The sequence below is a fragment of the Pelobacter seleniigenes DSM 18267 genome (assembly GCF_000711225.1).
Classification (GTDB): Bacteria; Desulfobacterota; Desulfuromonadia; order Desulfuromonadales; family Geopsychrobacteraceae; genus Seleniibacterium; species Seleniibacterium seleniigenes.
In genome coordinates, this window is the sequence record NZ_JOMG01000005.1 from 180,822 (window position 1) to 206,259 (window position 25,438).

General features: G+C 52.2%; 22 protein-coding genes. 9 read left to right on the forward strand and 13 right to left on the reverse strand.

From position 1 onward, the window contains the following. Positions 1–247: 247 nt before the first annotated feature. From N909_RS24975 to purB, 7 genes are all read right to left on the reverse strand, one after another. Entirely contained in the window at positions 248–2,062 is a 1,815-nt protein-coding gene (locus N909_RS24975) for an ATP-binding protein (RefSeq protein ID WP_051690051.1), read from the reverse strand. Between the two features lie 5 nt (positions 2,063–2,067). Further along, positions 2,068–3,522, reverse strand: coding sequence for a substrate-binding periplasmic protein (locus N909_RS0122160; protein WP_029918289.1), 1,455 nt, complete (start codon positions 3,520–3,522; stop codon positions 2,068–2,070). A gap of 378 nt (positions 3,523–3,900) precedes the next feature. Continuing rightward, positions 3,901–4,671 (reverse strand): DUF169 domain-containing protein, encoded by a 771-nt coding sequence (locus N909_RS0122165; protein WP_029918290.1) that lies wholly within the window; start codon positions 4,669–4,671, stop codon positions 3,901–3,903. 151 nt (positions 4,672–4,822) lie between these two features. Continuing rightward, positions 4,823–5,281, reverse strand: a complete 459-nt coding sequence (locus N909_RS0122170) for a GGDEF domain-containing protein (RefSeq protein ID WP_342672715.1) — start codon at positions 5,279–5,281, stop codon at positions 4,823–4,825. 49 nt (positions 5,282–5,330) lie between these two features. After that, positions 5,331–5,828: a hypothetical protein gene (locus N909_RS0122175; protein WP_029918292.1), complete on the reverse strand. Its 498-nt coding sequence runs from the start codon at positions 5,826–5,828 to the stop codon at positions 5,331–5,333. 305 nt (positions 5,829–6,133) lie between these two features. Next, positions 6,134–6,781, reverse strand: a complete 648-nt coding sequence (locus N909_RS0122180; protein WP_029918293.1) for an HAD family hydrolase — start codon at positions 6,779–6,781, stop codon at positions 6,134–6,136. 145 nt (positions 6,782–6,926) lie between these two features. Next, entirely contained in the window at positions 6,927–8,282 is a 1,356-nt protein-coding gene (gene purB / locus N909_RS0122185) for an adenylosuccinate lyase (protein WP_029918294.1), read from the reverse strand. A 431-nt stretch (positions 8,283–8,713) separates the two neighbouring features. Between purB and N909_RS0122190 the strand changes: the two genes are divergently transcribed. Further along, positions 8,714–9,607, forward strand: a complete 894-nt coding sequence (locus N909_RS0122190) for a patatin-like phospholipase family protein (RefSeq protein ID WP_029918295.1) — start codon at positions 8,714–8,716, stop codon at positions 9,605–9,607. 35 nt (positions 9,608–9,642) lie between these two features. Here the strand turns inward: N909_RS0122190 and N909_RS0122195 are convergent, their stop codons facing one another. The 3 genes from N909_RS0122195 to N909_RS25855 form a co-directional block, all read right to left on the reverse strand. Then, the gene (locus N909_RS0122195; RefSeq protein WP_029918296.1) at positions 9,643–12,072 is read right to left on the reverse strand and encodes a Lon protease family protein; all 2,430 of its coding nucleotides are present in this window, start codon (positions 12,070–12,072) and stop codon (positions 9,643–9,645) included. Between the two features lie 184 nt (positions 12,073–12,256). Then, a complete protein-coding gene (pfkA, locus tag N909_RS0122200; RefSeq protein ID WP_029918297.1) occupies positions 12,257–13,219 on the reverse strand; it encodes a 6-phosphofructokinase in 963 nt (320 codons plus the stop codon). A gap of 164 nt (positions 13,220–13,383) precedes the next feature. Further along, the gene (locus N909_RS25855) at positions 13,384–13,695 is read right to left on the reverse strand and encodes a hypothetical protein (RefSeq protein ID WP_155006049.1); all 312 of its coding nucleotides are present in this window, start codon (positions 13,693–13,695) and stop codon (positions 13,384–13,386) included. 115 nt (positions 13,696–13,810) lie between these two features. Here N909_RS25855 and N909_RS0122205 point away from each other — a divergent pair, with 115 nt between their 5' ends. From N909_RS0122205 to N909_RS24150, 3 genes are read left to right on the forward strand one after another with little or no spacing between them, the layout of a single operon-like run. Then, a complete protein-coding gene (locus tag N909_RS0122205) occupies positions 13,811–15,295 on the forward strand; it encodes a M16 family metallopeptidase (RefSeq protein ID WP_029918298.1) in 1,485 nt (494 codons plus the stop codon). Beyond that, complete coding sequence (locus tag N909_RS0122210; protein ID WP_036684508.1) at positions 15,292–16,701, forward strand: M16 family metallopeptidase; 1,410 nt, start codon at positions 15,292–15,294, stop codon at positions 16,699–16,701. The genes N909_RS0122205 and N909_RS0122210 overlap by 4 nt, the downstream gene beginning before the upstream one ends. Before the next feature lie 26 nt (positions 16,702–16,727). Beyond that, entirely contained in the window at positions 16,728–18,098 is a 1,371-nt protein-coding gene (locus N909_RS24150; protein ID WP_051690053.1) for a YihY/virulence factor BrkB family protein, read from the forward strand. Between the two features lie 3 nt (positions 18,099–18,101). On the opposite strand, the gene N909_RS0122220 is transcribed toward N909_RS24150, so the two are convergent. Beyond that, complete coding sequence (locus N909_RS0122220; RefSeq protein WP_051690054.1) at positions 18,102–18,839, reverse strand: UDP-2,3-diacylglucosamine diphosphatase; 738 nt, start codon at positions 18,837–18,839, stop codon at positions 18,102–18,104. A 71-nt stretch (positions 18,840–18,910) separates the two neighbouring features. On the opposite strand from N909_RS0122220, the gene gloA reads away from it, so the two are divergent. The 4 genes from gloA to N909_RS0122240 all read left to right on the forward strand — a co-directional run bounded on the left by gloA (position 18,911) and on the right by N909_RS0122240 (position 23,073). Further along, on the forward strand, positions 18,911–19,300 hold the full coding sequence (gloA, locus tag N909_RS0122225) for a lactoylglutathione lyase (RefSeq protein ID WP_029918302.1): 390 nt from the start codon (positions 18,911–18,913) through the stop codon (positions 19,298–19,300). Positions 19,301–19,311: 11 nt separating this feature from the next. Continuing rightward, the gene (locus N909_RS0122230) at positions 19,312–20,082 is read left to right on the forward strand and encodes a tetratricopeptide repeat protein (protein WP_029918303.1); all 771 of its coding nucleotides are present in this window, start codon (positions 19,312–19,314) and stop codon (positions 20,080–20,082) included. Between the two features lie 89 nt (positions 20,083–20,171). Beyond that, the gene (locus tag N909_RS0122235; RefSeq protein WP_029918304.1) at positions 20,172–21,023 is read left to right on the forward strand and encodes a YitT family protein; all 852 of its coding nucleotides are present in this window, start codon (positions 20,172–20,174) and stop codon (positions 21,021–21,023) included. Between the two features lie 91 nt (positions 21,024–21,114). Then, positions 21,115–23,073 (forward strand): monovalent cation:proton antiporter family protein, encoded by a 1,959-nt coding sequence (locus N909_RS0122240; protein ID WP_029918305.1) that lies wholly within the window; start codon positions 21,115–21,117, stop codon positions 23,071–23,073. Between the two features lie 76 nt (positions 23,074–23,149). On the opposite strand, the gene N909_RS0122245 is transcribed toward N909_RS0122240, so the two are convergent. Continuing rightward, positions 23,150–23,443, reverse strand: coding sequence for a PxxKW family cysteine-rich protein (locus N909_RS0122245; RefSeq protein WP_029918306.1), 294 nt, complete (start codon positions 23,441–23,443; stop codon positions 23,150–23,152). A 120-nt stretch (positions 23,444–23,563) separates the two neighbouring features. Further along, positions 23,564–24,715 carry an MFS transporter gene (locus N909_RS0122250; RefSeq protein ID WP_036684510.1) on the reverse strand — a complete coding sequence of 384 codons (1,152 nt, stop codon included), beginning with the start codon at positions 24,713–24,715 and terminating at the stop codon, positions 23,564–23,566. 365 nt (positions 24,716–25,080) lie between these two features. On the opposite strand from N909_RS0122250, the gene N909_RS24155 reads away from it, so the two are divergent. Next, the gene (locus tag N909_RS24155; RefSeq protein ID WP_036684513.1) at positions 25,081–25,410 is read left to right on the forward strand and encodes a CxxCxxCC domain-containing protein; all 330 of its coding nucleotides are present in this window, start codon (positions 25,081–25,083) and stop codon (positions 25,408–25,410) included. Positions 25,411–25,438 lie beyond the last annotated feature (28 nt).

A 25,438-nucleotide genomic window follows, 5' to 3' on the forward strand; every position in this document is an offset into this window, starting at 1 on the left:
GACAACAGAACAAAAAGCCATAGGGACCAAAACGGATGCAGCCTCATGTCACGTCTCCTGGCAGGGATGGTGATCTAGACCTTTGATTTATCGTTATATTATAAGACTAATAAAGCAATCTTGTTGAGAAAAGTAATTTTTGTTGCAGGTAAGCGGTATTGAAATCGCCAATAAACGTTAAAAAATGGCTGCGGAAATGCTTTGCCAATGGATTTTAACGCTATAAATGGCCAATTCAAGAGGGGGACTATTTTTCATCCAGAACCTGACGGATGATTTTTGTCAAGGCGGATAGTTTCAGCGGTTTAGTGCAGGAGGCCCTTATGTTCAGTTTTGCTAGCTCTGCCTCGGTAATTTTTGAACTGTAGCCGGTGCTGAGAATCGTCGGCAGATCCGGGCGTAAGGCGTTGGCTTCCGCAATGATTTCCAGGCCGGTCACTTCGGGCATGGTTTGATCGGTGATCAACAGATCGAACTGTTGCGGATCTTTCTGTAACAGTTTGAGGGCTGTCCTGGCGTTTGTTTCCACTCTGACCCGGTATCCCAATTCTGCGAGCATCTGCCCGCCGACTTCAGCCAGGGTCTGGTCGTCATCGATCAGCAGAATGCGTTCGGTTCCCGACCATAGAGCCTTGTCATCCGCAATGATCTCGTCCTTGGACGAGGCCTCTTCGATCAGCGGAAAGAACAGGGAAAAGGTCGCACCCGCGCCGATTTGGCTCTGTACTTTGATCAGGCCATGATGCTGTTCAACCACGGCCTGAACGGTGGACAACCCCATTCCGGTCCCCTCATTCACTTTCTTGGTGGTAAAAAACGGATCGAAGATCTTTTCCAGCACCTCCGGAGACATGCCGCAACCATTATCCTGGACCTGAATTCTGGCATAGTGTCCCGGCTGACAATTGAGACGGGCTGGAATATCCGCTTGCTCAAGCGTCATGGTATCCACGCAAACAGTCAGGCGGCCTTTTTCTTCCATGGCGTAAACGGCATTGTTGCATAGGTTGATTAGAATCTCCTGGATCCGTGAAGCATCGCCCTTAATAACCGCCGCTTTGGCAGACTCGACCACTTCATAACGAAGGTTGATGGTGGTCGGTAATGTCGACCGCATGAACTTCATTGTTTCATCGACGATGGCAATGGCCTGGAGTGGTTTCAGTCCGTGCAGATCCTGCCGACTGTAAGTCAGGATCTGCATAACCAGGTCGCGGGCGCGAAGAACCGCTTGAATCGATTCTTCGAGGTGATTCGCAACCTTAGCCGGGTCGGTTTTCCTGATTTTGGCCAACTCAAGATTGCCGAGGATAATGGCCAGATTATTATTGAAGTTGTGGGCGATCCCCCCGGCCAGTAGACCAACCGCCTCCATTTTGTATTTCTGGCGCAATTCATATTCCAGTTTTTGCTGTTGTTCTTCCCGCTGGGCCAGACTCTGGGCCATTTTGTTGAACTTGTTGATAATTGCCTGAATCTCCAGCTTCTGTCCCTTGATGTCCGATTGGATGAACTGCCCGTCAGCAACCCGGTCCATGCTGTTCTGAAGATCCCGCAACGGCTTGACCAGGTGGTGTCTGAGCAGGTTGTGAATCAGCAGGATAGAAAAAAAGACCGTTGCCAGGGCTGTGATCAGGGAGATTTTGAGAATCAGGTTTTCCTGCTTGTGCCAGTTGGTATTGGCGAAAACAATCTCCAGTTTCCCGATTTGAATCTTTGTGTCATGGATCAAGGGGATGCTGATGGTGGAGACTCCTGTGGCAGGGAATTCGCCCTTGTCAACGATGACGTTGTATTCCTGATCGTACAACCGCAGCCCCTTGATCATCCGGTTATTGAAGGCCATGTCGGCCAACTGTTCGGTGGTATTCAGATCAAATAGCCATAGTTGTTGGGTGAACGTATCGGCCAGATGCTTGGCCTCGACTTGAATCTGCGATTGAAAATCCTCAGCTGCCAACCGGACCGAAAAGGTGTAGAAAACCAGAATGATGACGATATTTACGCAGAGAATAAGCAGTGTCAAACGGCTGATCAGGGCCTTGCTGATACTTTGTGACATTTATTTCACCAGGTCTGTGAGGAATAACGGTTGAGGATTTCGGTTTTCAGGCGGTCAAAGCTGCCATCCGCTTTCATCGCGGCAAGGCTGTCAGCCAGTGGTTGTACCAGCTGATGATGCTTTTTCTGAATCAAAACATAGCCGGGAAAGGATGCGAGGGGCGGAACCAGCTTACGAATGTTTGGCAGTCGTAACTTGTACAGGGTGTATTCGGCAACATCGCCATGCTCTACAACTGTATCGAGCCGGTTTTCAGCCAGCATTTTAAACAGCCTGTCGCTGTCGGGTAAAATGGTCCGGTTGCCGGGGATTTTTTGCTCCAGAATTTTAACGCCGACCCGCAGGCCGTTGCGCAAACCGGCCAGGGATTCCCAACCGTTCACCGGAAAAGGCGCGCCGGTCGTATAGACGTTGAATTGAACCTGCAGAATCGACTCAGGTACCAGGAGCAGGTTGTCGGTCGCTTTCGGCTCCATAGTCTTAATGGTTCCGATGCGGAACGCATCGCCGTCTCCCTGGTTCCCCGCTAAGACCAATGCCCGCTGGGATGACCCGGTAAAGCGGACCTCGCAGGTCTGGTCGATGCGGCGACAGGCTTCCCGGAGACGGGCCTGGACAATGTCACGTTGAGGCGACGGGGCGCCGGTGTAGAATATCAAAGGAGGGTGCCGGTTGATCTCTCTGATGGCCTGTTCCAGCCTGGGAATGATCGCGGAATTCTTTTTATTAAGATAATGATAAATCGGCTCGGAAAAGATCAGTGGCGCCAATTTTCTGATCGGGAGGTCGGATGTTGTGTTTTGTTTGATGACGGCATCCGCACTTGCCGTTGTAGCCAGAACGATATCGACACGGTTTTCTTTTAATAGATCGAAAAGACCCTTATAATCACGGGCTTTTGTCGCTTCCCGACCTTTCATCAGATCTTCGGCCCAGCGAACGCCCAGGACGTAACCGATGCGGTAGTGGTCTAGCAGCCCTTTGTCATAGCTGCGGATTTCAGTACGGGTGGTATATGCCGCGCCGTGCAGATCGATCAGTTTGGCATCAACTCGGCGTAAATTGGGAAAGCTGCTTTCAATTGAGGCGATCCTGCCGACATCACCGTCAACATCTCCGTTATCGGCGCTCAAAAGGGATCTTTTATTGGGTAAAGGGATAAATTGGACATCAAGACCCGCGCGTTGATAAGCCTCTTTGACCCGATCCCTGACCAATTCGTGGAAGAGAGAAACCGGGCTGTAGCTGAGGATATAGGTTTTGTCTCCGGCCAAGGCATCCCTGGGATGGCATTGCAGGGCCAGGGTTAAAATGATCAGCATCACTTTCAGGATAGGGGCATTGAATGATGGCAGTAATTTGTTGTTGGCCGTTGCTCGGACGGAAGCGACGGTCTTTTGGCCGGAAGGGAAATAGCGATAGCCTGGATGGCAAAAAGAAGGTGTCGAACGGCTGCTCATAGCGGGCCGCTTTCACGAGTTGTTTGGTATACAATTATAAGAAAACTCGATCTGATCATGATCTGCAATCGGTTATTCCTATTAATATCTTGAAATTACTAAGAAATTTGAATGAATATATTCAAAAGAAATTCTCATGTCAATCATCTATGCCGATTGTTTGTCGGGAAAATCAGCTCGATTTTTAAATGACCATTCCGATTTTTTAACTGAAGTATTATAGGTCGGGCGACCAAAGGTAGTGCCTGGATTCAGATTGTTGCTTTGACGATCCGGGGAAGAAACTGTTTCTGACTCGTCGCAGGTTTATTGCCATCACCTGCGACGTGCCGGTATCATTCGCTTGCTTCGTTTCAGGCTGCGCTTTTTTCCAGGGTCTCAGCGTAAATCACAGGCGCAGCCCATTTCAATCGCCATGTCCTGCCAGTGCGCCATTCTGCGCTGGAGTTCTGTTTTACTCTGGTCGTCTTCTCGAAAAGCGATGGTGGTCCAGTCCATTTGTTCCAAGGCCGTAACGACCTCATCGATCTTGTTAAAAGGGATGGAAATCATCCGCAAACCGGCTTCATAAATTTTCCGGCGTTTCAGGCCATGATAAAGCCCGGTGGTCAGGTGGTTCACTTTCCCGCTAAGCAGCGGATAAGCATACATCCAGGAACAGCTGAGCACCGGTGTCGATTTGGACTCCCAAAAATCACCTGAAATGTAACTCGTGGCACGCATAACAATATCGGCCGCCGGGATATCTGCAAACAGGACAAGCAAATCCGGGTTAAAGTCGCATTGACTGAGCGGGGCAAAGACAACATAGTTGACCGCACCTGAAACCAGAACGGGGAGGTGCTGATACAGTTTTCGACAGGCCGCCGGTGTTTTATAAACACCGAAGTCAAACCCTGCCTGTCCCGAGGCGGTCACCGGTGGTTTGGGGATCATCCCCAAGGCCATTTTGCCATAGCAGACGTCATTTTCTTTGCTGATGAAAAATGTCTTGCCCGTTTCCTGGACTTCTTTAACGTATTGGCAGAAGGCCAGCTTCTTGTCAGATTGCGCAATATCTTTTGGTTTGATTGGAAGATATTGGAGGGCAACAGCGGGATAGGGTAATTTCAGTTTTGCGAACAGCTGTTTGGCTTTTTCACTTAACATTGGCTTCTCCTGGTAAAATGCGGTGTTTATTCTGATAATAAATACCATAAACCGGTGGAGAAGAGGTTTCCAATTGATTTTTGAAACAGGTTGGTAAAGTAGTCAAAGAGTGAACTGAACTGCGCAGAGACTCCCTTGGCGCTGGCAAAGATTACAGCAGGACGATGTTGTTTCGTCCTCTGTTTTTGGCCAGGTAAAGAGCTTTGTCAGCTGTTTTAATGATATCCGGGCGCAGGGTTGCAAAGTTGCCGGCCACAGTCATTCCAATACTGACAGTCAAGCTTATCTGTTTGCCGCAGTCTGTATGAACAGGCGTTTCTGCCAAATAGTTAAGGAGTCTGTTGGCAACGATGGTTGCCTGCCCGGGATCCGTTTCCGGCAGCATGACGATAAATTCTTCGCCACCCCAACGACCGAACATATCCGATGTTCTCAATTTGTTCTGAACCATGACCACATGGCCTTTTAAAACTTCATCGCCAATGTCATGGCCGAATGTATCGTTAATATCCTTGAAATGATCGATATCGATCAACAACAGGGCCAGTTGATGCTGATAGCATGTATTTCTACTCAATTCTTTATTTCTATAAAGACCGGGCTTGTCCAACCTCAGGATAAGATCGCGGCTCGTCCCTCGCGCTATATATCCTTATTCGTTAGATAGGTTTTAAGTTGTCAATGATTAGTTTTTTAAAATCAGTCCAATCTTCATTACTTCTAAACATGTATGGGCCCCAAAATACCCAATTTTTTTTAGCTCTTACTGCTAAAAGATCGTGAGACTGTTTGTAACCTTTAAAAAAGGGCCAAGGGAACTCTTCTTGATTTTTCTCATCGACAATAGTTATTCCATTTTCTGTTATAAAACCACTCAGGAATGGCGGGTTTTTGATATGGTCTTTCTCTGCTTTTTTTCTACCTATTCTGTCCAGTTTGGTTAGAAAAATCACTGCAATGAAAATCGCACCCATGAATAATAACCAATTCAAATTTCCATACTTAGAGAAAAAAGTAATTTTTACGCCGTAAGCTAAAGGAGGAAAAAGAAGTGAGTAAAAAACAATATCAAAGTACCCATACTTTTTAGCTACCACTTTCCAAAGAACTTCTCTGTCTTCAAATTTAATAAATCCATTAAATTCAATACGTTTCATATTCTGACAGTAGCTCCTAAATCTAACGAGGGTGTAGAAAAAACCTCCCCATCAATATTTTTGGGAAATCGGCTTTGCCATTTTCCCTCAGATCGACCTTCTTGGATCGCCGATTGGTTTTGTGGCCCTTGGAATCCAATAATTTTACAACCTCATTCCAAGAGTTTGCGAGCCATGAAACTGTAGCGGTTCGTACCGCAAAGACCTGGGACAGCTTCCGTGAGTGGGCAGTCCCGGTTTGGCTGCTATTGACTCTCAAACGAGCGTCTATGGCATTCAAGAAGCAAATAAAAATGAATACCCAGTTACATAAGCTCCATGAGCTCTTTATGTAATTCCGGTACCGAATCCACCACTTTATAGGCTCCCTGAAAAGTGAAGCCTGCCATAAGTTTGTGGCGCAAAATGATGCAGCGCAGGTTCGCGGCGCGGGCGGAGGCGAGGCCGCGGGGAGAATCTTCGATGACGACGCAATTTTCCGCAGGCACACCCAGGCGATCAAGGCCGCACAGGTACGGAGTGGGGGAGGGTTTGCTGCCCTCGTAATCCTCGTTGGTGAGGACGAAATCGAAATAGTCCCTCAGCGGAAGCCGGGCATGGATGGTGTCGAAGTGCTCGCGGAAGGCGCTGGTGACAATGCCCATGGACACCTTACCGTACAGTGCCTTCACGAGGGGTTCGATTCCTTCTTTGACAAGTTCAGTCGCCTCAACCAGTTTGCTCGTGTATATGGTGTTGCGGCGCTTGCGGATGAGCGGCTGATCTTCTTTGGTCAGGCCGATTCCTTCAAGCAGGTGCCAAGAGCCGATGTTGCGCATCAGGTACCATTCGAAGTAATCGCTCTCCGTCAGGTCAAGGTTGTACTCGTTGAGCAGTTCTTTGTTGCTGAGGTAGTAGAGATGCTCGGTGTCGACCAGCACCCCGTCGTTGTCCCAAAGAATTCCTTTTAACATGATTGTTCCCAATAGTTATTGAATCCCAAAGCTCTCCATATTCATTCTGCCCTAAAAGATCAACTGTTGCCAGAATCGACAAAGCCGCGAAGTGCCCGTAGGCGGCTCGCGGCTTTGTCGGATTCAATTGACCGGTTGAACGGCCTCAGTCGAGGAAATCAACGATTTTTCCTGCCATGCCGGTGTAGCTGCCCGGGGTCATGTCCAACAGCCGTTGCTTGTCTGCATCGGCCAATTCGAGCCCGTTGATGAAGTCGCGGATAGTCTGGCTGTCGATTTTGTGCCCGCGGGTCAGTTCTTTCAGTTTCTCGTAAGGCTTTTCGATTCCGGCTTTCCGCATCACGGTCTGAATCGGCTCGGCAAGCACTTCCCAGGCATGGTCTAGGTCATCAGCTAGGTTCTGCTCATTAAGCTTGAGTTTCCCAATGCCTTTCAGGGTCGACTTGTAAGCGATCATGCTGTAGCCGAATCCAACCCCCATGTTGCGCAGCACGGTGGAATCGGTCAGGTCGCGCTGCAGGCGTGAGATCGGCAGTTTGCTTGAAAGGTGTTGGAAGATGGCGTTGGCCAGTCCACAGTTGCCTTCGGAGTTTTCAAAGTCGATGGGGTTGACCTTGTGAGGCATGGTCGACGAACCGACTTCGCCTTTGATGGTTTGCTGCCCGAAATAGGCCATGGACACGTAGGTCCAGATGTCGCGGTTGAAATCGATGAGGATCGTGTTCCAGCGCGCCATGGCGTCGAACAGTTCTGCCATATAGTCATGCGGTTCGATCTGGGTGGTAAACAAGTTCTGCTTCAGCCCAAGCTCATTTTCGATCACTTGTTTGGCCAAGGCAACCCAATCAACCGCTGGGTAAGCAGAGAGATGGGCGTTGAAGTTGCCGACCGCGCCGTTGAGTTTGCCGAGCAGTTCAACTTCGGCAATTTTTGTACTTTGTTTCTGCAGACGATGGGCAAATACGGCCAGTTCCTTGCCGATGGTGGTCGGCGAAGCGGTCTGGCCATGAGTCCGTGCCAGCATCGGGACATTTTGGAATTCACGAGCTAGTTTGCTGATCCCGGTAATGATTTGTTGCTGCTGGGGAAGCAGGGCTACCAGGCCATCTTTGAGCATCAGGGCATGGGAGAGGTTGTTGATGTCTTCCGAGGTACAGGCGAAATGGATGAACTCGGAGATCTCTTCCAGCGAGGTGCCGGCAATCTGTTCTTTGAGATAATACTCGACAGCCTTGACGTCGTGATTGGTCACGGCTTCAATCTTTTTGATTTTTTCCGCTTCGGCCGGAGTAAAGTCGGTGACGATTTTGCGCAGGGTTTGCTCTTCGGCGGCGTTTAGCGCCCGGCATTCGGGAATACCGGCTTCACCGCAGAGGGTGATTAACCACATGATTTCAACTTTGACGCGGTTTTTCAACAGAGCATATTCGGAAAAGCACTCTTCCAGTTCAGTGACCTTGGAAGCGTAGCGGCCATCAATCGGACTGATTGCAGTAATCATTATTCATATCTCCTTTTACGTTTTTCAAAGACGGCACTATACTCGCCAGAAGGTCCTGGTCGCAACTTTTTTTGTTGCATTTTGAGGATTTACTATTTGGGGCAGGGTGGTAGGGACGATTCGAGGCGCTGCGGCTTTGATTCTGGTTGTCGTTTTTCAACGAGAACAGATGTCGCTCGTTAAGAAACGGGAGAACTCCGCGGGTCTCGTCCGGCCGGTCGAGTTACAGACCACATAAATCCCCCCAAACCCCCTTTTCCAAAGGGGGGAGTGGTTGTCAGTTTGCCATTTCGTCCTCAGTGTCAACGGTTTTTCGGAAATATCCGGATTCCTCTCCATCGCGGAATAACCAGTTGTTCAACAACCCCTCCCATGGCAAAATCGACGCCGAGGATAGGCAGAGGACAAAGGTTTCCAGCAGAGGAATAGTGATGAAAAAGACCCACAAAACAGTTTCTTTGGTACTCGGCAGCGGCGGGGCCCGCGGGCTGGCCCATATAGGTGTGATTCGCGTGCTTGAAGAGCAGGGTTATGAGATTCGTTCCATTTCCGGCTCATCCATGGGGGCGCTGATCGGCGGTATTTATGCCGCGGGAAAACTGGATATCTATGCCAAGTGGGTTAGCGCCCTGGATCGGCTCGATGTCTTGAAGCTGCTCGACTTGTCTTTCAGTGGCACGGCCATTTTTAAGGGAGAGCGGATCATCAACACCCTGCGGGAGCTGATTGGCGACCGCAATATCGAAGATCTGCCGCTCTCCTTTACCGCTGTCGCCACTGATCTGGATGAAAGCAAGGAGGTTTGGCTATCGAGCGGATCTCTGTTCAGTGCCATCCGCGCTTCCATTGCCTTTCCAACGGTATTTTCCGCGTTCAATTACCACGGACGGCACCTGGTTGACGGTGGTTTGCTCAACCCGGTGCCCATTGCACCCACGCTACGCGATATGACCGATCTGACCATCGCTGTCAGCCTGAGCGGCAAGGTGGACAATACTCCCAGCCAGCTCGAAGCACCGGCTCCTGAACCTGAACCACGTAACCGTTATCATCGAAAGATTATCGATTTTATCGATGGTTTACAGGATATGTTTAATGGAGAAGATGAAGAAGAGGATGAGACCGGGATCTTTGACGTGGTCTCTAAAAGCCTTGACGCCATGCAGTCGACCATCGCCAACTTTAAACTGGCTGCCTATACCCCTGATATCCTCATCGAACTGCCGAAAAATATCTGCACTATTTATGAGTTCGAACGGGCCAAGGAACTGATCGAGATTGGTCGCCGTAAGGCCGAGGAGGTCCTTGCGGCCCACGACCATTGATTTTCCGGAGAAGGGCCACAGGACTTAATGGGGGCTCACTCCACGGCTTTTCCATTGCCTGTGTCATGCCCCGCTGTTTTTTTACCAAACTCGGCAGCTGTTTCCACCAACTGCAGCAGCCTTCTGTTGACCCGGTCATTCACCGATCCTTCCGGCCAGGTGCCGTCGTTCTGCAACTCGCCCGCTGCCAGCCCGGTTAAAATGGCGATCCCTTCATCGATGGTTTGCACGCTCCAGATATGAAATTGACCGTTTTTCACGGCACGTTCTACTTCGGCCTTAAGCATCAGGTTCTGGACATTGGCGCGGGGGATGATGACGCCCTGGCTGCCGGTCAGGCCGCTCGCCTTGCAGACCGCGAAAAAACCTTCAACCTTCTGGTTGACCCCGCCGATGGGCTGAACCCGGCCGTGCTGATTGACCGAACCGGTCACGGCGATATCCTGACGAATCGGCAGGCGTGCCAGGCTGGAGAGCAGCGCGTAGAGTTCTGTGCTGGAGGCGCTGTCTCCTTCGATTCCGCCGTAAGATTGTTCGAAACAGATCGAAGCCGACAGGGCCAGCGGTTTGTCACAGCCGTAGCGTTCGCCAAAAAAGCCGCTGAGGATCAGCATCCCTTTGTCATGGATTGGTCCGGACAGTTTGACTTCCCGCTCGATGTTGATCATGTTGCTTTTGCCGAGAAACGTTCGCACCGTAACCCGCGCGGGCATGCCAAAACTGTAATCACCAAGCTGATAGACGGTTAGGCCGTTGACCTGGCCGATGACTTCACCCTGAGTGTCGATAAAAATCGTCCCATCCTCGATCAGGGCGCGGATATGCTCCTCGGTCTTGTTGGCCCGGTAGATCCTTGATTCAAGCGCTTGGTCGACATGAGCGGCCGTAACCAGGCCGGCACCGCTGCGGTTGGCATAGAAGGATGCTTCGTGGATCAGGTCGGTAATTTCGGAAAAGCTTGCCGACAGATGCTTTTGGTCCTCAATCATGCGGGCGGAGAATTCAATGGTATGGGCGACGGCAGACGGGTCGAAGTGGAGCAGTTTTTCCTCCCGACACTTGGTGCCGATGAAGAGTGAAAACAGCTGAATATTGGCGCTGCTGTTGGCCATCCGTTGATCGAAATCGACCTTGACCTTGAAATATTTGCGAAAGTCCGGGTCCAGTTGATAGAGCAGGTAATAGAGCTCCGGGGTGCCGATCAGAACAATCTTGCAGTCCAATGGAATGGGTTGCGGTTTGAGGCTGGCCGTGGCGATCAACCGGTACTGTTCCGCCATGTCCTCAAGCTTGATTTCCTTGTTGCGAATAGAGCGTTTGAGCGCCTCATAGGTGAACAGGTTGAGCAGGACTTCTCGGCAATCCAGAATCAGATAGCCGCCGTTGGCACGGTGCATGGCCCCGGGCTTGATCATCTGAAAGTCGGTCACGGCACTGCCCATCTGGATGACATGTTCAATCCGGCCGAATACGTTGAAATAGGTCGGGTTGGCTTCGTAGATCACCGGTGCGCCGTCCAGTTCACTGTTGTCGATGAGCAGGTTGACGCGGTAATTATCAAAATTCGGCCCCTGCTGCTGCGGAGCCAGCCCCGGCAGATTGAATTGAGGCTTGTTGGCTGAATGCAGGTCCTCAATCTGCTTGAGAATGTCTTTTTTACAATTGGCAAAATGGTCGATAATCGGTTGCAGGTCAGCATATTTGAGTTCCAGGGCCTCAAACAGATGACCGATGGTATAGAGCAGGACCTGTTTGGCGACATCAAGAATCTTTTCACGCAGCTCCTCATCGATTTTCCTGGCTTCGAGCAGTCCCTCGTCGATTTTTTCCTGCAGCATGTTGCCGGTATTCTCCAGGCGTTCCTTGTCTTTGGCCGAGAGTTCTTCAAAGTCCTTTTGTGATAAAGGACTGCCTTCTTTTAAAGGCACCAGAACCAGACCGCTGGCCACCTGCTGAATAGCAAAGCCGTTGTCTGCTGCCAATTGTTCCAGATCCTGGAAAATCTGTTTCTTACGTTCCTGGAAGGACTGGGATATTTTCTTTCGCTGTTCCTGATATTCCTTGCTGTCAAAGGATTTGGGGACATCTTCGGAGAGTCGTTCAACCAGGCGGTCGAGATCTTTTTTGAATTCCTTGCCAGTGCCGTAAGGCAGGCAGATGAACTCGGGGCCGCTGCTGGATTCGAAATCATGAACATAGCACCAGTCAGCAGGCGCCGGCCTTTTGGTGGCATGCGCGGCGAGGATTTTTTTGATGGTTGAAGAGCGCCCGCTGCCGGGTTGTCCCAATACGAACAGATTAAAGCCGTTGTCGGTAATCCCCAGGCCAAAATCGATGGCGGTTAATGCTCTTTCCTGGCCGATGGTGATTTCCAGGGGTGGCAGTTCGGCGGTAGAGCTGAATTGGAATTGAGCGGGATCGCAATGCCAGCGGAGAGATTCGGAGCTAACCAGTAGATCGTTCACAAGAAGACCCCTTTCCACAACAAGCGCCAACAAGGAACCGCGTTGTTGCTTTTACCAAGATTAGCAGGTAGAGGATGGTTCGCAATGGTTGCAGGTGAAAGGAGAGGGGCTGATTTTCAGAGGCTGAGGGGAATGTCCTGGCCGGCAAAACCCGGACACGGTTATGGCCGGCCAGGGTTTAAGGTCAGGCGGAGAGTTGATCGGCCAGCTTTGGAAAGCGTGGATTGATCGGGCGGATCCCAGAAGTGGTCACCTTTTCCAGATCGGTCATGACGACTTCCGATCCGTCGAGGCCGGCCATCGTCCCGGCGTCATTGTTCATCAGGCTTTCAACTGCGGCCTGACCGAAACGAGCCCCGAGCATCCGGTCGAAAACCGTAGGAGAACCGCCGCGTTGATAATGTCCAAGGACGGTGACTCTGGTTTCGAAACCGATCCGATCTTTGATCTGGGTTGCGATATCCTCGGCCTTGCCGGCTCCTTCTGCGACCAGGATGATGGCGTTGGTACGTTTCTCCTGATAGCGTTTGCGTAACTCCTTGCAGATAGCTTCCAGATCGTAAGGTTCTTCCGGGATCAGGCTATATTCGGCGCCGGAGGCAATGGCGGCAACCACCGCCAGATAGCCGCAGTTGCGCCCCATGGTTTCGACGATAAAGGCGCGGTCGTGGGAACTGGCTGTGTCTTTCAGATTGTCGACGGCACGGACGATATTGTTCAGCGCTGTATCCACACCGAGGGATACATCGGTGTAGGGGATATCGTTGTCGATGGAGGCTGGAATGCCGATCACCGGAATACCGTGGGTGTGAATGGCATAGCCACCTTTCAGGGAACCGTCGCCGCCGATCACCACCAATCCTTCAACCCCCATGCCTTTTAGGTTCTGACAGGCAAGGCGCAAGCCTTCTTCGGTGCGCATCTCTTTACAGCGCGCACTCTGCAGGAAGGTTCCGCCGCGTTGCAGGACATTGCTGACGCTCTTGGTGTTCATGGTTTCATAAAGCCGGTCGATCAGCCCCTGAAATCCTTTCTGGATGCCGATCACTTCCAGTCCGGAGGCTAACCCGGCCCGCACCACAGCGCGAACCGTTGCGTTCATACCTGAACAGTCTCCGCCACTGGTGAGAACTGCGATTCGTTTCATAGCGTTTTTACCTTCCTGTGTGGTTTTTTAATTTTGACAAAGCTCGTCCTGGCCTTGGTCAAGCTCGTTTGCAAAAGCGCGGTTTTGCTACACTTACGCAAGTCACGCAAAATGAGGCCTGGCTTGCGGTTCGCCCTCCCGTGGGCTCGGGCAGCTGACTATGGTCAGCTGCTTATTAATTTGACAAAGCTCGTCCTGGCCTTGGTCAAGCTCATTTGTAAAAGCGCAGTTTTGCAGCACTTAAATGTAAGCCGGGCGGAAGATTGTCCGGCTTGCGTTTTGCCTGCCTGAATGCGCTGGCTGATTGTATTATTGGGTGATAATTTACTGAGGTATTCAATTAACATATAAATGTGAGGATATTGTGTAGTGATTTTATCAACAAGATTACGCCGCTCACCGGGAAAGAGCAAGGGGAAGCCCTGATATTCATTGACAACCGGCCCTGATACTGGGATGCTTTTAACGTTTTTCACATCTCTGCTCTTTCCTGTTGGATTCCTTTCCCGGACGGGTAGATTCCCTGCTGCCGATAAGCTAAACTTAGGGCTAACTCCTCGTAACCCATAAATTATATTTAAGGATAGCAAAATGCATCGCAAATTATATGTCATCTTCGCAGTATTTTTGCTGGTACTGCCAGGGCCGTCGTTTGCGCAAACCCTGGTTGAAAAAGTACAGGAACATCACCTTGCAAATGGCGCAACCCTGTTGATGGTCGAGCGCCATAATTCCCCGACGGTGGCGGCCTATATCACCTTCAGGGTCGGGTCGGTCAACGAAACCAGTGAACAGCGCGGGACTGCTCATTTGCTTGAGCATATGTTGTTCAAAGGGACCAAAACCCTTGGCACCCGGGATTATCGGGCGGAGAGCAAGCTGCTCAAGGAGATCGAAGATGTCGGCAGCCGCATTGACAGCCTGAAAAACCTGCCGAATACCGATCCCCAGACTCTGACGGAATTGCGCAGCCGTCTGCACGACTTGCAGAAGCAGCACCGCTCGTTGGTGGTCAAGGACGAATTTGCCAGAATCTACTCGGAAAACGGCGGGGTTGGCTATAATGCTTTCACCGGCAAGGACCAGACCACCTATCTGATCAATCTGCCGTCCAATAAACTGGAACTTTGGGCAGACATTGAGTCGGATCGCCTGCAGAATGCCGTGTTTCGGGAATTCTATACTGAGCGCGATGTGGTCCGCGAGGAACGCAGGCGGTCTTATGAGAGCAATCCCGGCGGGCAGATCTATGAATCGCTGTTGGCGACGGCATTCAAGGTTCACCCTTACCGGGACCCGATTATCGGCTGGTCGTCGGATATCGAAAATTTGAGTCTCAAAAATATCCGCGAGTTTTTTCATAAGTATTATACCCCGGTCAACATGGTCATTACTCTGGTCGGTGATATCGACAGCCGCAAAACCATTGATCTGGTTGAGCGCTATTTCGGTCGCCTGGCTCCCGGCGTTCCGGTGCCACCGGTTATCGAAAAGGAACCCAAGCAGGATGGCGAGCGGCGAGTGCATATCGATTTCGATGCCGAACAGCGGCTGATGATCGCCTATCACAAGCCGACCATGCCGTCCAAGGACGATTATGTCTTTGATATCATTTTGCAGATCCTGACCGGTGGCAGGACCTCCAGGTTGTATCAGTCCTTGGTGGTGGACAAACAGCTGGTCACCGACGTCGATGCTTTTACGGCGCCGGGCTCCCGCTATCCGAACCTGATGATCTTAAGCATGTCCCCGAGCCGGACCTGTACCTGTGTCGACGTCGAACAGGCGGTCTACGACGAGCTTGACCGGCTCAAGACCGAACCTTTGAGCGCTGCCGAACTTAACCAGGCGCGCAAACAGATTACCACTTCGATGCTGCGCAACCTGGAAGGGAACAGCGGGCTGGCGCGCATGTTGTCATCTTACCAGTCTCTGGGTGATTGGCATTACCTGGTCAATTACAATAAAGAGCTGGCCGGGATTACTGCCGAGGATGTCATGGATGTTGCACAACGTTATTTGCAGGCCGATAACCGGACGGTTGCGACCTTGGGCCGGGGAGGCAAAATCTTATGAGATGGTCGATCATTTTTCTACTTGTCACCCTGCTATCCGGTTGCGGACAAACTCTTTTTGTCAGTCAGCAGCGGCCGGATCAGTTAACTTTCCCGCCGCTTAAATTCACCTTCCCCAAGGTGGCCGAGCAGCAATTGAGTAATGGGGCCAGGGTATACATGAAAGAAGATCATGAATTGCCCCTGGTCGACCTGACCTTGATGGTGGAAGGCGGCAGTGTTTATGATCCCCTGGATAAAACTGGGCTATCTCAGCTGTTTGCCGATACCCTGGCCACCGGCGGCGCCGGTGATATGTCTCCGCAACAGCTTGAGTCCGAACTGGAAGCCATGGCAGCGTCCTTCAATGTGAGCAGTTCGGACTATTGCTATCAGATCGATCTGTCCCTGCACAGCTCCGACTTGCAGCGCGGCTTGCAGATTCTGGCCATGGTCCTACGCTCGCCGCGCTTTGATCAGAGCCGCTTTGCTCTGGCCCAGGAACGTCTGCTGGAGAGTATCCACCGCAAAAATGATGAGCCTTCCGCCATTGCCAATCGGTTGTTGAATGCTACCGAAGCCCCGGGGCATCCCTTTGGGGCTTTTCCATCCGATGCTTCGGTGATGGCCGTGACCAGGGAAGATCTGCTCAAATTGCATGAGCGCTATTTTCATCCGGCCAATTTCTGGTTCGGGGTGTCGGGGGATTTTAAACAGGCGGATTTGCTGGCCGACTTCGAACATTTACTCGGTGACTGGCCCGCCGGTGACAGCCTGGTGCGAGATTTTCCTTCGTTGCCGCAACCGCCGGAAGGGGAAATCCTGCTTGCTGATAAGGATGTTCCACAAACGACGATTCTTATGGGCGAAACCGGCATCAGCAAAGACAACCCGGACCAGTATGCTCTGCGGGTGGCCAATTTCATTCTCGGCGGCGGCGGTTTCAATTCCCGGATGATGCGGGAAGTCAGATCCAATCGGGGCCTGGCATATTCGGTCTATTCCTATTTTCAGATCGGCCGGCATCTGCCCGGCATGTTTCTGGCCGGCAGCGAAACCAAATCATCTTCGACGGCTGAGGTGGTGGAGCTGATGCGACAGATTATGCAGGGGATGATTGATAAACCGGTTTCCGAGGCAGAGCTGAAGTTGGCCAAGGAAAGCCTGGTTAACTCCTTTGTTTTTGCGTTCGATGATACGCATTCTGTGGTGACCCAAAAAGTACGCCTGGATTATTACGGGTATCCGCAGGACTATCTGGAGGATTTCCGGAAGAATATCGAGCAGGTCACCGTTGCGGATGTGCAGCGGGTCAGCAAAGAATATTTACATCCGGACCAGTTGCTGATCGTGCTGGTCGGTGAAACTGAAGTGTTTGCAAACCAGGTCAAGGATTTGGGGTTGCCCGTAAAGAAAGTTGACCTGTAACGCGTCTGACTGTACGGGGAGGGAAGATGGCTGCTAAACATCCGACAAACTGGATGGACCGGGCAAAAAGAATCCTCTGGGAACAGAACCCGGCCGAACTGACCCTGCTCCGGCGCACCTTGCTGCGCCAGATGCAGGCCCTGGTGTTGGTTTTTCAGGATTTTTCCGTTAACCAGTCGCTGTTGCGGGCTGCGGCATTGACCTATTACACCATGCTTTCCCTGGTGCCGCTGCTGGCGTTGACCTTTGCCCTGCTCAAGGCGTTTGGAGTGCAAAACCTGCTGCAGCCGCTGATTCTTTCCAAGTTAAACGTTGGTGACGGTCGGATTGCCGAGGCTATTCTCGGTTACATCAACAATACCCAGGTTGCCCAGCTGGGCGCTTTTGGTCTGCTGTTTCTGCTGGTCGCGGTCATTTCTCTGCTCACCAATGTGGAAAAAACCTTCAATTACATCTGGGGAGTCCGGGAACTCCGGCCGATGCTGCGCCGTTTTGCAGATTACCTGTCGGTCATTCTGGTCGGTCCGGTATTGATTATCAGTGCCATTTCCATGACGTCGACACTGACGAGTAATCGCCTGGTCAAAGCGTTGCTGGATATTCAATTGGTCGGCAGCCTGGTTGTCGTGCTGTTTAAAGTCATCCCGTTCCTTTTCATGTGGTTGGCCTTTACTGTTCTCTATATGTTCATGACCAATATCAAGGTGGAGTGGCGAGCCGCTTTTTTCGGCGGAATTGTCGGTGGCAGCCTCTGGCAGCTGGCCCAGGTCGGTTATGTTCATTTTCAGGTCGGGGTAGGGCGCTACAACGCCATTTACGGAACCATGGCGGCGTTGCCGATATTCATGGTCTGGCTTTACGTCTCCTGGGTTATTGTGCTGTTCGGGCTGGGCGTTTGCTATGCCAAGCAAAATTTACGGACCAGCAACCGCGATTTACGCAGTAGCGAAGTGAATCGAGAAAGCTTCGAACAGGTCGCCCTGGCCGTGATGGTGACGTTGGCTGAGCGTTTCTCTTCAGGTGTGGGCCCGATGAGCCCTGAAAAGCTTTCCCATTGTTTGGCGGTTCCGTCACGGCTTTGTCGCAGTGTCCTGGAGACGCTGACCCGGCTTGGTTTGGTTGTTGAAGTGAGCAGTCGTAGCGAACGAAATCAGTATCAGTTGGGGCGTTCCGCGGAAAAACTGGAACTGGCCGATTTTTTTCGGCGGATTCGTTCTTGCGGGGAAGATGTCAGATACTTGCTGTTGGAGCCGCAGGTACGGATTGCCATGCAGATCTATCAGGAGATTGAATCGGTGACCGCGGAAGGTTTGCAGGGGATGTCTCTGCAGGATCTTGCGGATCGCTGCCGCGTCCAGGATACGCTGGATACCCCCTTGCTGGCTGCTGAAAAATGAGTTCTATTGCCCGGCGGAATCGCTGTGTGCGTTCGGTTGGGTTGGACATGTCTGCAGCTTGATAACTCCGTCCTGCAGTTCGGCATAAGAAAACTGATTGATCCAGTCTCCCAATGCGATAATCTTTAAGTGTTCGTGCTGCAGGGTTACGGGATGGTGAAAATGGCCGCAGACCATGATATCGCAGTCCGGTGTTTGCTGCGTGGCATAGGCCTGCAATACCGGACTGGGGTCGCGATGGGTGAAATTCGGGTCGTTTTTGGTGCTTTTGTTGCTCAGCCAGATACCGAATGACCAGACCAGATCCGGATGGACGATGCGGGACAACAGGCGAATCAGGCGACTTCGCCAGAATCCGCGCAACAGCCGGTACGAGCGGTTCGGTCTAATCAGATCTCCATGGCAAAGCAGGATTTTCTGATTGTCCCAGCTAATGATTTGCTGCTCGGTGATGACGGTACAGTGCAGGGTGGCGCTGAAGTAATCTCCCATCAGGAAATCATGATTGCCCTCAACAAAATACAGCTGTGTTCCCGCTTCGGTGAGCCGCCGCAGCTGTTCCAGCAGCGGGACATAGGCGCTGAACACCAGGTGACGGTAACCGAGCCAGAACTCAAAAATATCGCCGAGCAGAAAAAGTGCATCAAGCTGCTTTTGCCGGTTGAGAAATTCAAGTAATAACTGGTAGTTTCTATCCTGCGGTCGGCGCAGGTGGGCATCTGACAGAAATATCGCTCTCATGTCCGCGACTATAATGAGCGGCGCTGCCGTTGTCAATTTACAAACCTTTTTCCAGACAAAGGAGTTCGGTTATGGACTATCCGATGATTCACATCTGCTACCGGGTTATGGACCTGGCCGCATCTGAAAATTTTTATAGGACCGCTTTCGGTTTCGAGATATCCCGTAAAAAAGATTACCCGGAGCATGGTTTTACGCTCAGCTATATGACTTCAGCAGGGCTGCCCTTCGAACTGGAGCTGACCTACAATTACGAACAGGCCGAGCCCTATGTCATCGGCGATGGTTATTCCCACCTGGCAGTTGGGGTTGAGGACCTGGAGGCCTCGCATCAACGTCATAGCGAAATGGGTCTGCAGGTCACACCTATGAAAGGCTTGCCCGGCAGCCCACCCAAGTTTTATTTTGTTACCGATCCTGACGGCTTCCGGATTGAAGTTGTCCGTTATCAGAATGCCTAGAGGTGCCGGTTATGGATACTGAAGATCTTCTGGAACAGGGTAGCCGTGCCCTGGATAACGGCGATTACCGGGCTGCCAACGGCTTCCTGAGCAAAGCTGTCACCCTGCAGCCCTCCGCTGAGGCCTGGCATCTGCTGGCCGAGGCGCAGATTGGGGAAGGTCAGTTGAAGCAGGCCTACAAAAGCCTCTCCGCAGGGCTGGCGTTGGCGGAAGATGATATCGACCTGTTGTTCTCCCTTGGCGACCTGTACCTGGAAGAGAACCGCAATGCCGAAGCCTTGACCACTTATCAGAAGATCATTGACCTTGATCCCGGGGAGATCGATGCCTGGGTGAGCAAAGCCATGGCCTATGTTAATGTCGACGATTTGGAGGCTGCCGAGCAGACCTGCCGTCAGGCTTTGGAGATCGCTCCGGATTCGGCCTTTGCCCTCAACGCCCTTGGCGATATCTGTGTCAATCTAGGGCGCATCGATGAAGCGCTGAGTTGTTTTCAGCAGGCCGGGGAGATCGATCCTGAAGACCCCCAGCCACTGTTGAGCCTGGCCGATCTTTATTACGAACGGGAGGATCTGGAACAGGCGGAACAGTACTGCCTCAAGGGGCTTAAACTTGATGCCGGTCTTCCCGGCGGCTATCTGACTCTCGGTTATATCTGTCTTGACCAGGATCGAACCCAGGAAGCAGTTGATCACTTTCAGCAGTTCCTGCGCTTGGAACAGAGCCCGGCCGCCAAACAGCTGCGCGAGGAGGTCGCCGCTGTGATCGATGGGCTGAAGTAAGAGCTCTTCTGGCTGGTTTGACATGGCCGGCCGGTCAGGGGACCGCCGGCCATGTTGTTTTCTTCCCTCTCTTGCTTTGACGTGCAAATATGAATCTGTCTGCTGAAATTCGCAATACCGCTCTGTTTAGCTGCGGTGCGGCCCTGCTTGCCTTCGGGGTGGTGTTGTTTCTTGCCCCTAATCGGATCGCTACCGGCGGTACTGCGGGGATCGCCATCTTACTCAATTATCTCCTGGCCGTGCCGATCGGGGTGCTGATGCTGGCGGTTAATCTGCCCCTGCTGGCTCTGGGCTGGCGCATGCTCGGCCGGGCTTTTGCCCTCCGTTCCGTGGTTGCTATCTTCCTCTGTTCATTTTTTGTCGATCTGTTTCGTGAATATCTTCAGCTTGCCGCGGTCAGCCACAATACCCTGCTTGCAACAGTTTACGGCGGGATTGCTATCGGGGTAGGGGTCGGTCTGATGCTGCGTGGCAATGCTTCTGCCGGTGGCACGACCATCATTGCCAGACTGGTTGCAGCTAAAGCGAATTTTAAGGCCGGGCAGGTCATCCTGTTTTGTGATTTTCTGATTATCTTTTCTGCCGGGATTGTCTTTCATGATATTGAACGGGCCCTGTGGAGTCTGATCAGTATCTATGTCACGGCGAAATGTATCGACATGATTCTGACCGGGGCCCTGTCGGAGAAAGTGGTTCATATCACCTCCCATCAGGTTGAGCTGCTGGGGCGCAAGATCGTTGATCAGCTGGGCCCCTATGGTACCATCGTCACCGGCACCGGCTTGGCCGAAGGCGAGCATAAAACCATGATCTTTGTGACAGTTGAAGCCCGTCGGATTACGGTGCTGCGCGATATTATCCGTAACCACGACCCAGAGGCTTTTATGGTGGTCATGGATGCGGCGGAGATGCTTGGCCGCGGGCATGGTGCCAGGCCATAACCTGAACTGCTTTTTATTGCTTCCTGCCTGGTCATGCACCACTGGCCAGCAGGGTTGAACGACTGTCGGTCACAAATACGAGGGTTCTTTGATGGGAATTGCTGCTGATATTGTGGTGATTGTCGTGGCGGCGCTGGGCGGAGCCCTGGTGGCTCAAAAGTTGCGTCAGCCGCTGGTGCTCGGTTATATCCTGGCCGGAGTGGTGATTGGACCGTTTACCGGTGGCGTCGTCAGCGATGCCCACATGGTCGAGCAACTGGCTGAGATCGGGGTTGCGCTGTTGTTGTTTGCCCTGGGCTTGGAATTTTCCATCAGGGAACTGAAACCCGTCAAATTTGTTGCCCTGCTCGGGGGCCCGCTGCAGATTCTTCTGACCCTGGCTTACGGTTATTATGTTGGGCGCTACCTGGACTGGGGGGCGGGCGCCTCCCTGTGGCTCGGTGGCCTGGTTTCGCTGTCCAGCACCATGGTCATCCTCAAAACCCTGATGGCGCAGGGGCGGCTTGGTACTTTATCGAGCCGGGTTATGATCGGTATCCTGATTGTCCAGGATCTGGCGGTCGTCCCTTTATTGATTCTTCTTCCCCAGGTGACTAACCCGGCCGCCGGGTTGCCGATGCTTGGTGTCGCGGTCCTCAAATCGATTGTTTTCCTGGCTGTTATGCTGCTGATCGGGACCCGCCTGTTGCCGTGGCTGCTGGCGGTGATCGCGCGTTGGAATTCGCGGGAATTGTTTCTGCTTTCCATTACCACCATTGGCCTGGGGATCGGTTATGCGACCTATCTGGCCGGTCTCTCCTTCGCCTTCGGTGCTTTTGTCGCCGGGATGGTCCTCAGTGAGTCCGATTATGGTAATCAGGCCCTGAGTGACATCATCCCGTTGCGTGACCTGTTCGGACTGCTGTTCTTTACCTCGGTCGGTATGCTGCTCGATCCTTCCTTCCTGATCCAGCATTGGCGTGGGGTCGTCCAACTGGTGGTTCTGGTCGCCCTGGGCAAAGGGTTGATCATGACCACCACGGTGCGGGCCTTCGGTTATGGCAATGTCATCCCCCTGGCGGTTGGCTTGACCATGTTTCAGATCGGTGAATTCTCTTTTGTCCTCGGTCAGGTTGGTTATGATGGCGGATTTTTGAATGCAGACCAGTATTCCTCTATCCTGGCTGCGACCATCCTGAGCATGCTGATGACCCCGTTATTGTCAGGTTTGACAGCTCCCCTGTACGGATTAAAAAAACGTTACCTGGGCGGCGATCAGCTGGAAACTGTTAACCTCCCGGCTGAAGGGCTGCATCGTCACGTGGTTATTGCCGGCGGCGGCCAGGTCGGTCAATATGTGGCACAGATCCTTACCCGCCTTCAGGTGTCTTTTGTGGTGATTGAACTTGGCCATCAGGCAATGGAAGAATGCAAACGGTATGGCTATCCGGCGATCTATGGCGATGCCGCCCAACCGGTGGTTCTTGAGGCCGCCAACCTGGCTGGAGCGCAACAGTTGTTGCTGACCATCCCGGATATCACCACCACCGAAGCTGTGGTCAGACAAGCCCGGATCATGGCTCCGGGGATCAGTATCGTGGCACGCTCGGTCGGTGCCGAGCAGATGAAAGCACTTTATCAGGATGGGGTGTCCATGGTCATCTTGCCGGAGTTGGAAGCAGGGCTGGAAATTGCCCGGCAGGCATTGTTGAATCTCAAGATTCCCCTGCCGGTGATTCAGGAATTTACCGATTCTGCCCGACGGGACAACTACCAGCGAGAGTCATTACTGGAAGCAGATCTGCGCACCATGCAGTTGCTGAAGAATGCCAGAGATCTGCTGGAGTTGACTTGGGAAGAGCTGGCCGAACAGAGTCTGTTGGTCGGTCACAGTATCAGGGATCTTAATATCCGACAAATGACCGGGGCCTCGGTCGTGGGGGTGTTGCGCACGGGACAGTTTATTGCCAACCCGCCTGCTGATTTTATTTTCAGGGCCGGCGATATCGTGGCACTGATGGGGCGGAGTTTGCAGGCCGGACAGGATGCAGGCTCGGACACTGGCGCGTGAACGGATCCGATGATAACGCAAAAAGCCACCGAGACATAACGGTGGCTTTTTGACAGCAGGTATCCGAAGAAATTGCTTACTTTTTCTTTTTCCCGGCGGCGGCGCGTTTTGCTGCTTTCAACGGGTTGACGCGAACGTCGTTCGATTTGAGATCGACTTTTTTGTGCGTTGCAAAATTGCACAGACCGGTCGCCCATTTTGTCGAAGGTTGCGGATACGAGGTACAGACCTCACCGATAGATCCTTTGACAATCCGCTCACAGCCTTGGCATTGTTCAACAACGACTTGACAGCTGCCACCTTCAGCGGAACAACCGCTCTTTTTCCAGAAGGTACACTCGGTACCGGGGAGAACTGTTTCGCACTGCATCTTCTATTCCTCCTAGCTTTATGCTTGGGTCAAATTCAGAACGCCTAGTAATAGCGAATTTGCTTTTTTGAGTCAACGGTTTTTTAATGACTTTTCGCGCCGGTTCTGAACAATAAGTGGTCACCGGCTGGAAAACAACTCCCGGTTGAGCTGGACGATGCCGATTGCGCTCAACATAATCCCGGCCAGGGTCAGTAACGGGATGGTAAAACTCCCGGTTAAATCATAAAAATATCCGGCTAGAAGCGGAGCGACAGCGCCGGGAATATTGGCCGAAAACAGCCAGCCATAAATGGTTCCGACTTTTTCCGCGCCCCAGGTTCTGGCTACCGAGCCGGCATATATGACTAGAACTCCACCATAATTAAACCCGGTCAGTGCCGCAAACAGCTGCAGCCCGCCGGCTGAGGTCAGGATAAACGGGGAGGCGAACAGCAGAACTGCCTGGGCCAGCAGGTTCAGTTGAATCATTGCCGCGCTGCTGAAGCGGTCGAACAGGCTGCCCCAGAGGACGCGACCGACCGCATTGGCTATGGCGAAGAAAGAGACCGCACTGACGCCGCTCAACAGGCTGGCCGATCGGTACAGTTCCTTGATGTTGGCGTTGACGGCAAAGCCGGCGGCCAGCCCGGTGAACATGGCAAAGTAAAGGATGACAAAGCGCCGGTCGGTCAAAACCCGGCTGAATTGAAAGCTGATTTTTGCGGACTGATTGAAATTCGGTGGATTGAGCATGAAAAATCCGGAAAAGATGATCAGTGCCGCAAAGGCAAAGCCCAGGTAGCCGAACAACTGAAACGGAGTGGCGCCGTGCTTGAGAAAGAACCCGCCAGCATAGCTGACCAATGCTGCACCGCCGCCGAAACCGGCCACAGCGACCCCGGTCACCAGCCCCTTGTTATTGGGAAACCATTTGATGCAGGTGGAAATCGGGACAATATAGGCGATTCCAGCGCCGATTCCGGCAATAAGCCCGTTGCCAAGGATGGTCAACAGAAAATTCTGGCCACCGAAGGACGAGAGAATCCAACCGCTGCCGAACAGCAACCCGCCGCTCATGGTGGAGAAGCGGGGGCCGAAGCGATCGACCAAAGCCCCGGAAAAAATCATTGTTGCCGGAAAAACGAAGTAAAAAACCGAAAATGGAATCTGGGCTTGAGCCTGGGATATTTCCGTTAAGAGCCTGATCGGCTGGACATAAACAGACCAGGAATAGGTTGCTCCAAGACAGACCTGCATAAGCAGGGCGGAGACAATGATCATCAGGCGCATGAGAACCTCTCTCGAGTGGCAGGTTGTCGAAAAAATCGATCCTGGAACTTTCCCCGGCACGGTAGGGAAAATGCGCTTTCCCCGCCTCGCAAAAGCAATAAATTTGAGAGTCGCTGTTGATTCGGAGCGCCCATCCATGACCGTGGAGGCTGTTTTTCGGCAGATTGTCAGGAGGTGCTCTTGCTCAAAAACCAATTATCGTGTTGAATAGGTGATTCTGTCATGTTTCATGAGATAGAATGATGATTCTCTGGTCCGACCAGATTAGGGTTGTTTGTTCCCCTTGTCAACTGCTCTTGCACCAATAGTTTGTCGGCGGACTTGGTTTATTGATACGTGTTTTCCTCTTTCCCGGGTTATAAATAATGAAAAGAACAACCGCTAACCAGTTGGAAATATTGGCCGATTGGGAATCCATCTGCGAGCGCTGTGGTCGCTGCTGCTATGAAAAATACGAATCCCGCGGGAAAATTATTTATACGTCCACCCCTTGCCGATATCTAGACAAAAGCAGCGGTTTTTGTAGGATTTACCCGCGCCGCTCCCAGGTCCATCCGGATTGTGCACGGCTGACTCCGGAGTTGGTGGCCGCCGGGATTCTTCCGGCCGACTGTCCGTACGTCAAGGATATTGAAGATTATCCCGCACCGATTCTTAGAACACCGGCTAAGACTACCGGGAAAGCGCCGCGCTGATTTTGGTGCGCGGTTGATTATGCTATGA

What these genes read in the sequence shown, in the direction of transcription:
- N909_RS24975 (WP_051690051.1), bottom strand. Translation starts at nt 2,062, where the DNA reads ATGTCACAAAGTATCAGCAAGGCCCTGATCAGCCGTTTGACACTGCTT.
- N909_RS0122160 (WP_029918289.1), bottom strand. Translation starts at nt 3,522, where the DNA reads ATGAGCAGCCGTTCGACACCTTCTTTTTGCCATCCAGGCTATCGCTAT.
- N909_RS0122165 (WP_029918290.1), bottom strand. Translation starts at nt 4,671, where the DNA reads ATGTTAAGTGAAAAAGCCAAACAGCTGTTCGCAAAACTGAAATTACCC.
- N909_RS0122175 (WP_029918292.1), bottom strand. Translation starts at nt 5,828, where the DNA reads ATGAAACGTATTGAATTTAATGGATTTATTAAATTTGAAGACAGAGAA.
- N909_RS0122180 (WP_029918293.1), bottom strand. Translation starts at nt 6,781, where the DNA reads ATGTTAAAAGGAATTCTTTGGGACAACGACGGGGTGCTGGTCGACACC.
- purB (WP_029918294.1), bottom strand. Translation starts at nt 8,282, where the DNA reads ATGATTACTGCAATCAGTCCGATTGATGGCCGCTACGCTTCCAAGGTC.
- N909_RS0122190 (WP_029918295.1), top strand. Translation starts at nt 8,714, where the DNA reads ATGAAAAAGACCCACAAAACAGTTTCTTTGGTACTCGGCAGCGGCGGG.
- pfkA (WP_029918297.1), bottom strand. Translation starts at nt 13,219, where the DNA reads ATGAAACGAATCGCAGTTCTCACCAGTGGCGGAGACTGTTCAGGTATG.
- N909_RS0122205 (WP_029918298.1), top strand. Translation starts at nt 13,811, where the DNA reads ATGCATCGCAAATTATATGTCATCTTCGCAGTATTTTTGCTGGTACTG.
- N909_RS0122210 (WP_036684508.1), top strand. Translation starts at nt 15,292, where the DNA reads ATGAGATGGTCGATCATTTTTCTACTTGTCACCCTGCTATCCGGTTGC.
- N909_RS24150 (WP_051690053.1), top strand. Translation starts at nt 16,728, where the DNA reads ATGGCTGCTAAACATCCGACAAACTGGATGGACCGGGCAAAAAGAATC.
- N909_RS0122220 (WP_051690054.1), bottom strand. Translation starts at nt 18,839, where the DNA reads ATGAGAGCGATATTTCTGTCAGATGCCCACCTGCGCCGACCGCAGGAT.
- gloA (WP_029918302.1), top strand. Translation starts at nt 18,911, where the DNA reads ATGGACTATCCGATGATTCACATCTGCTACCGGGTTATGGACCTGGCC.
- N909_RS0122230 (WP_029918303.1), top strand. Translation starts at nt 19,312, where the DNA reads ATGGATACTGAAGATCTTCTGGAACAGGGTAGCCGTGCCCTGGATAAC.
- N909_RS0122235 (WP_029918304.1), top strand. Translation starts at nt 20,172, where the DNA reads ATGAATCTGTCTGCTGAAATTCGCAATACCGCTCTGTTTAGCTGCGGT.
- N909_RS0122240 (WP_029918305.1), top strand. Translation starts at nt 21,115, where the DNA reads ATGGGAATTGCTGCTGATATTGTGGTGATTGTCGTGGCGGCGCTGGGC.
- N909_RS0122245 (WP_029918306.1), bottom strand. Translation starts at nt 23,443, where the DNA reads ATGCAGTGCGAAACAGTTCTCCCCGGTACCGAGTGTACCTTCTGGAAA.
- N909_RS0122250 (WP_036684510.1), bottom strand. Translation starts at nt 24,715, where the DNA reads ATGCGCCTGATGATCATTGTCTCCGCCCTGCTTATGCAGGTCTGTCTT.
- N909_RS24155 (WP_036684513.1), top strand. Translation starts at nt 25,081, where the DNA reads ATGAAAAGAACAACCGCTAACCAGTTGGAAATATTGGCCGATTGGGAA.